At 73.2% G+C, this 4,643-nt stretch carries 6 protein-coding genes, 1 tRNA gene and 1 pseudogene; 5 read left to right on the top strand and 3 right to left on the bottom strand.

Features of this window, described 5'->3' with window-relative positions; genetic code table 11:
- From AB0J52_RS28250 to AB0J52_RS28230, 5 genes are all read left to right on the top strand, one after another.
- A partial coding sequence (locus tag AB0J52_RS28250; RefSeq protein WP_500185459.1) for an MGH1-like glycoside hydrolase domain-containing protein occupies positions 1-424 on the top strand: 424 nt, incomplete at its 5' end.
- A 63-nt stretch (positions 425-487) separates the two neighbouring features.
- Complete coding sequence (locus AB0J52_RS28245; RefSeq protein WP_500185458.1) at positions 488-988, top strand: hypothetical protein; 501 nt, start codon at positions 488-490, stop codon at positions 986-988.
- Between the two features lie 113 nt (positions 989-1,101).
- Positions 1,102-1,177 (top strand) — tRNA-Asn (locus tag AB0J52_RS28240).
- A gap of 381 nt (positions 1,178-1,558) precedes the next feature.
- Entirely contained in the window at positions 1,559-2,464 is a 906-nt protein-coding gene (locus tag AB0J52_RS28235; RefSeq protein ID WP_500185456.1) for an LLM class flavin-dependent oxidoreductase, read from the top strand.
- 121 nt (positions 2,465-2,585) lie between these two features.
- Complete coding sequence (locus tag AB0J52_RS28230; protein WP_500185454.1) at positions 2,586-3,374, top strand: DUF2510 domain-containing protein; 789 nt, start codon at positions 2,586-2,588, stop codon at positions 3,372-3,374.
- A 6-nt stretch (positions 3,375-3,380) separates the two neighbouring features.
- On the opposite strand, the gene AB0J52_RS28225 is transcribed toward AB0J52_RS28230, so the two are convergent.
- The 3 genes and pseudogenes from AB0J52_RS28225 to AB0J52_RS28215 form a co-directional block, all read right to left on the bottom strand.
- On the bottom strand, positions 3,381-3,755 hold the full coding sequence (locus tag AB0J52_RS28225; protein ID WP_500185452.1) for a DUF2267 domain-containing protein: 375 nt from the start codon (positions 3,753-3,755) through the stop codon (positions 3,381-3,383).
- A 35-nt stretch (positions 3,756-3,790) separates the two neighbouring features.
- Positions 3,791-4,297 (bottom strand): hypothetical protein, encoded by a 507-nt coding sequence (locus AB0J52_RS28220; RefSeq protein ID WP_500185450.1) that lies wholly within the window; start codon positions 4,295-4,297, stop codon positions 3,791-3,793.
- Positions 4,213-4,643 (bottom strand): annotated as a pseudogene (locus AB0J52_RS28215) (hypothetical protein); the annotation flags it as partial. The gene AB0J52_RS28220 and the pseudogene AB0J52_RS28215, both read right to left, overlap by 85 nt.

Below are 4,643 nucleotides of genomic sequence, written 5' to 3'. Positions count from 1 at the left end.
CGACGACCGCCTCCTGCCGGTCGTCACCGTCGCCTCGTTCGCCCCGCTGCTGGACCCCGACCTCCCCGGCCCGGTCGTCCGCCGGCTCGTCGACCTGCTGCTGTCGGCCCGCTTCGCCGGCGCGGCCGGATACCCGGTCCCCACCTGCGACATCCAGGCCGCGGCGTTCGACCGGGGCGGCTACTGGCGCGGCCCCACCTGGATCAACACCAACTGGTTGGTCTGGCACGGCGCCCTCTCCCACGGCCACACCGTGGTCGCGGACCTCCTGTACGGCTCGACCCTCCGCCTCGTCCGCCAGTCCGGCTTCCGCGAGTTCTTCGACCCCTTCGACGGGACGGGCCGCGGCAGCCACGACTACAGCTGGTCCGCCGCCCTCGTCCTGGACCTCCTCGGCGCCCGCCGCGCCCCGAGGGCCGCCTGACCGGCCGTCCGGGGGCCGCCTGACCGGCCGTCGGGGGGCCGCTCCGCCGACTACGCTGAGATCATGCGCCTGCTCCGGTCGAACCGTGCCCTCCCCGCGGACGTCCGCGCCGCCCTGGACCTCCCGCGCGGCGACCGCGTCCTGTCCTCCGCCCCCACCCGCGGCGGCTCCCACGTCGTCGCGACGGCCCGCGCCCTCTACGTCCCGACCCGCGAGAACGGCCTGGTCCGCGTCCCCTGGGAACAGGTCGACCAGGCGTCCTGGAAGGACGGCTGGCTGCACGTCCAGGAGACCATGGGCGGCCCGGAGCACCACGTCCGCCTGACCGAGCCGGGATCGGTCCCCGAGACCGTCCGCGAACGCGTCACCTCGACCGTCGCCGTCTCCCACCACGCCGAACTCCCGTCCGGCGGCGGCGTCCGCATCGCCGGCCGCCGTCCGCCGGGCGGCGGCGCCGTCCGCTGGACCTTCGTCTTCGACCCCGGCCTCGACCCCGAGGACCCGGGCCTGCGCGCCCAGGCCGAGCAGGTCCTCGAGGACCTCCGCCGCCAGACCGGCCTCTAGCGCGGCCCGCCGGCCCCGTCCCGACCGCCCGGTTTTCGATGCGCGAACCGGTCGCCGGATGCGCTAATCTATTCCTGTCGCCAGGGGGCGAAACCCCCGGAGACCAGGGACAATCCCGCGTAGCTCAATTGGCAGAGCAGCCGGCTGTTAACCGGCAGGTTATTGGTTCGAGTCCAATCGCGGGAGCCACCAGGGCCACGCAGAGCCCCAGGTCAGGGCCGCTACCGATCTCGGTAGCGGCCCTGACGCGTCTGGTGGGTACCCGCGGGCCAGCGCGCGCGGCGGCGGACCTTCCTGCCCTTGCCAGGGAAGATCAAAGTCCCCGGGCTGGGCGCTTCGGGGTAGGTCGTCCAGAGATCGCGCAGGGCGCTCACGCCTCTGCTCTCATCATTCGCCCCCTGCGCCCGTACCGCGGGAGGCCCGCAACGGCTTCGCGGCGTGTCCGATCCGTACAAGACCGGTGCCGGTCTCGCTGAATACCGTCACGCCTGTGCGCCTCGGCGGGCGCATGAGGACGGCCGGAAAGGTGCTGTCCGGCCTGTAGTGAGACCTGGTTGAGACGGAGTGCTCGTGAAAATTGGTATTGGTCTGCCGATCGCCGTTCCCGGACGTCCCGCGCGGGAGGTCAAGCAGTGGGCGGAGGATGGTGAGCGCCTAGGCTTCCACTCTCTGGGATCCATCGACCGCCTGGTCTACGACGTCCTGGACCCGCTGGTCTCCCTCGGCGTCGCCGCCGCGGTGACCGAGCGCGTCCAGCTGTTCACCAGCGTGCTGAACGTCGGCTGGCGGGGGAACCCGGTCCTGTTCGCCAAGCAGCTCGCCACCGTCGACCTGATCTCGGGGGGCCGGCTCACGGCGGGCCTGGGCATCGGGGCCTGGCCGGACGACTTCACCGTCAGCGGTGCTCCCCAGAAGGGCCACGGCAAACTCTTCGACGACACCCTGACCGAAATGCGCCGTGTCTGGAACGGGGAGGTCACCAGCGTCTCCGGTCCCACCCCGCTGCCCGGCGAGGGCCGTCCCAAGCTGCTCATCGGCGGCCTGATCGCCGCGGGCTATGCCCGCGCCGCCCGCTTCGGCGACGGCTGGGTGGCGCCGACGCTGAGCCTGGACATGCTGGTGAACGGCGTGCGGGGTGTCACCGAGGCCTGGGCCGCGGCCGGGCGGCCCGGCAAGCCGCACATCCTCACCGGCCGCTACTTCTGCTGCGGTCCCGAGGCCGTCCGGCTCACCGACGAGTACGTGGCGCACTACTACGGCTCCCAGGAGTCGCCGTACTACGAGCCGGTGCGCGCCGACTCGCTCGACTCCGACGAGCGCCTGCTCAAAGAGCTGATCGCTTTGTCGGACGCGGGCGTCGACGACCTGGTGCTCTATCCGGCCAGCAGCTCCCTGGACCAGGTCCACCTGCTGGCCGGGGCGCTGGAGCGGGTGGGGGCCCGGCGGAACCCGACCTTCGAGTTCACCACGGGCTGACCTGAGGCGCGGCCAAGGCACACCGGCGATTCGCGGGGGCGGCGCCGGGTGGGGCGCTCTCGGGACGCGATCTTGCTCGTGCCATCGGTAGCCTGTGGCCCGATATGTGTGGGAGGGCGGCATGAGTCAACCGGGCTGGTACGCGGATCCGTACGGCGGGGGAGGGCTCCGCTGGTGGGACGGAAACGTCTGGACCGAGCACGCCAGACCCGCCCCGCCGCCGCCCTCCACTCCTCCCGTCCCGGCCCCGCCGCCCGTCCCGGCCGCGCCGCCCGTGCCCGCGCCGGTCGTGCCGCCCCAGCCCGTTGCGCCGGTCGCTCCGGCTGCCGCTGGGCCGGTGTTCAACATGGAGTACCGCAAGTTCCATGTGTGGGCCGACCAGCACACGCTCGGCGTGAACGGCCGGACGATCCCCATCGCGGACATCCGCTGGGTCTCCCACTGGGTGGTGCGGAAGGTCCAGGGGAGCTCGGGGCTGAACGACCCGACCCGCGGCAACTTCGAGTACAACTTCAAGGCGGGCGTGGACCCGTCGCGGAGCCGCGGCGACGTCCGCGCGGACTTCTACCGCCGCTACAAGGAGAAGGAGGACCCGGAGGCGTGGACGGCGCTGATGCGCCTGCTGCGCGAGCGGGTCGAGCCGGACATCCTCGCGCGGATGGACGCCCGGCTCCGGCGCGGCCTGCCGATCGACTTCAGCCGGCGGGCCCACGTGCAGCCCGGCGGGGTCGTCGTCGGCCGGGACTCCTTCACCTGGCCGGAGATCCAGAACGCCAAGGACCACGCCGGGCGGGTCTGGCTCTTCGTCCACGGGCGGGCGAAGCCGCTGCCCGTCGCCGTGCACTCGACGCCGAACGCCGGGCTGATCGCCCCGCTCGTGAACATGAACGTCGCCCGGCACCGAGCCTGACGCCGGTCAGCCGGCCAGGTCGGGCTTCCCGAACGGGACGGCGTAGCCGGACGGCAGCTGGCCCAGCAGGTGGTTGACCTCGCCGCCCGACACCGACTCGCTCACGGTGCCGAGGACGGCCGCCGCGTCCCGTTCGGGTTCGGGTGTGCCGAGGCGGGTGTAGAACTCGGCGAGGCCGAAGCCGGCGGGGCGCCGGTCCGGTGCGGTGTCCAGGGCGCCGCTCACCTCGTTCGGGAGCTGCGCGGCGAGGCCGGACGCCGTCCGGGGAGTGATCCGCTCCGACAGGACGGCCAGCACCGACCGGGCGACGCCCGCGGCCTCCCGCTGGTCGGCGTAGCCGCCGCGCCGCCTGACCTCCGCGAGGAACTCGTCGCTTCTCATCTCTTCCCTCCTTTCTCAGGGGCCTCCTTTTTCCCCTACCGCGAGGACGTCTCGTGAAAACGCGGCTCGCGCGCCGTGTCCGGGGCCCGTCGGGAAGCGGCCGACCGGTAGGCGGCGAGGACGATCAGGAGCGCGGCGGCGGCGATGCCCGAGGCGATGGCGAAGGCGCTGCCCATGCCGTCGGTGATGGCGGACGCCGTCAGGGGCCGTCCCTCCAGGGACGCGGCGTAGACGCTGGAGAGCACCGCGATGCCCAGGGACGCGCCGGTCAGCATCGCCGTCTGCAGCAGGCCCGCCGCCGCGCCCGAGTCGGCGGGCGCGACCGTCGACATGATCGTCATGTTGAACGGGACGACGACCAGCCCCAGCCCGGCGCCCAGCAGGAGCAGCGGCCCGGCGACCCCGAGGGCGTACCCGCCGGTCTGCGGGAGGAAGCTCAGCCAGACCAGACCGGCCGTCAGCAGCGCCGTGCCCAGCAGGGCGACGAGCCGGGACGAGGCGGCGCCCATGAGGCGCGGCGCGAACCGCGCGGTGACGAACATGCCCAGCGCCAGACGAACATGCCCAGCGCCATGGGCAGGAAGGCCGATCCCGCCCGCAACGCACCCCATCCGAGGGCCTCCTGCAAGTACTGGACGATCAGGAACTGGGCGCTCATCGTCGTCATGGGGATGAGCAGCAGGGCCGCCAGCGCGGCCGAGCGGGCGCGGTCGGCGAACAGCCGTAGCGGCGTGACGGGCTGGGCGGCCCGGCGTTCCACCAGGACGAAGACGATCAGCAGGAGCACGCCGAGCCCGAGCGCCAGCGGCCGGTTCCCGACCCGGGCGAGGCCGAAGGCCAGGGCCGCCAGTCCCAGCGCCGAGGTCAGCGCGCCCGCCAGGTCGAACC

This window comes from Spirillospora sp. NPDC049652 (assembly GCF_040675125.1).
In the GTDB taxonomy this organism is placed as follows: Bacteria; Actinomycetota; Actinomycetes; order Streptosporangiales; family Streptosporangiaceae; genus Spirillospora.
The sequence above is the reverse complement of the archived record's forward strand: the minus strand, read 5'-3'. Positions and strand labels throughout refer to the sequence as shown.